Annotated in this window: 1 protein-coding gene and 1 pseudogene; both read right to left on the reverse strand. The window is 65.4% G+C overall.

Translation table 11 applies throughout. From position 1 onward, the window contains the following. Positions 1-1,125: AMP-binding protein (locus ASE07_RS26365; RefSeq protein WP_235548648.1), on the reverse strand; the 1,125-nt coding region annotated here is incomplete at its 3' end. After that, a pseudogene (locus ASE07_RS31030) lies at positions 1,104-1,858 on the reverse strand (condensation domain-containing protein); the annotation flags it as partial. The gene ASE07_RS26365 and the pseudogene ASE07_RS31030, both read right to left, overlap by 22 nt.

The following is a 1,858-nucleotide window of genomic DNA, read 5'->3' on the forward strand; positions in this document are numbered from 1 at the left end:
CAGGTAGCCGGTCGCTACCCCCGCACCGCCGATATGGATCTCGCCCGCCACCCCCACCGGCACAGGCTGGCCGTAGCCATCCAGCACATAGATCCGGGTGTTGGCGATCGGCCGCCCGATCGGCAGGCTGGTGGCGTCGTCGGCCACGTCGGTGATCTCGCARGTGGTGGCAAACGTGGCGGTCTCGGACGGACCGTAGCAATGGATCAGGTGTTGCGGTGCGCTGTGACGCAGCACCCGGGCCACCGCCCGCGGATCGACCACATCGCCGCCCGTCAGCAGGTAGCGCAGCTGCGGCAGCACCGGGCACAGCGTGTCGGCATACGCGCTTAGCAGGCCCGCCACCAGGTGCAGGATCGTCACCTGGTTGTGCTGCAGCTGTTGCGCCAGCGCCTGCGGGTCAAGCAACGTGGCCTGGTCGATCACGACGATGCGCCCGCCATGCAGCAATGGTGCCCAGACCTCCATGCTCGAGGTATCAAAGGCAGGATTGGCGGTGAAGGCCACCCGGTCGTCGGCCCCGAAGCGGGCATAGTGGTTGTTCATCACCAGCCGCACAATGGCCCGGTGCGGCACGATCACGCCCTTGGGTTGTCCGGTCGAACCGGACGTGTACAAGATCGCTGCGGCTGCCGTGCTGTCGTTGCCCAGCACCAGCCGTGGGCTGGCCTGCGGTGCGAGCTCCAGCGTATCGAGGTCGATGCGCGTGGCCGGCGTGGCGGGAAGAGACAGCGAACTCACGCTGAGGACCACTTGCGCCTGGCTGTCGGCGATCATGAAAGCCTGGCGGCTGGCCGGTGCATTCTGGTCCAGCGGCACATAGGCAGCGCCGCACTTGAGGATGGCCAGTTCGGCCACCACCAGTTCCAGCGAGCGCTCCAGCAGCAGCGCCACATGTGAACCCGGACCGACGCCGTGTTGGTGCAGGTGATCGGCGAGCTGATTGGCACGCATATCGAGCTGCACATAGGTCAGTTCGACGCCCTGACCGGTGACGGCCACTGCGTCCGGCGTGGCTGCTGCCTGTGCTTCGAACAGCTGGTGGATGCACCGGTCCTGCGGATAGTCGACCGGCRYTCCGTTCCAGTCAACCAGCAATTGGTTACGCTCGGCGCTATCCAACATAGGCAGCGCGTCGATCTTCTGGCCATCGTCTGCCACCATGCCTTGCAATAGGCTGCGCAGGTAGCCGATGTAGCGCTTGATCGTCGCCGCCTTAAACAGTGCTTTGGCAAATTCCACCCCACCCATGATGCAGCCTCGGTGTTCGCCCAGGTTCAGTGTCAGGTCGAACTTTGCCACGGTATATCCGCTGCCCACAGGTGCGTGGGTAAGCGTGCCAAGATCCAAGTGACCTTCTTCATTGTTTTGCCAGTTGAACATTGCCTGGAACAGCGGACTGTGCGCCATGCTGCGCGGCGGGTTCACCAGCTCCACCACCTGCTCGAACGGCARSTCCTGGTGTTGTTGCGCTTCCAGTGTGCGCGCCTTCACCGACTGCAGCAGTTGCGCAACGCTCGGGCTGCCCGATACATCCAGCCGCAGTGCCTGGGTTGCCGATCAGTGGTTCCACTTCGGCACGCAGGCGCCCGGCCATCGGCGTGCCGATCACCACCTCRTCCTGCCCCGACAGCCGCGACAGCACCGCTGCCCAGCCAGCCAGGATGGTCATGAACAGCGTGGTKCCRTGGCGCCGGCTCAGCGCCTTCAGGCCCGCCGTCAGTTCGGCATCCAGTTCCAGKCCAACCACRTCGCCYGCATAGTCCTGCACCGCCGGACGTGGCCGGTCGGTCGGCAACTCCAGCAATGCCGGCGCCCCCGCCAACGCCTGCTGCCAGTAGGCCGCCTGCGCCTGCAG

Origin of the sequence: Noviherbaspirillum sp. Root189 (genome assembly GCF_001428545.1) — a bacterium.
Classification (GTDB): Bacteria; Pseudomonadota; Gammaproteobacteria; order Burkholderiales; family Burkholderiaceae_D; genus Noviherbaspirillum.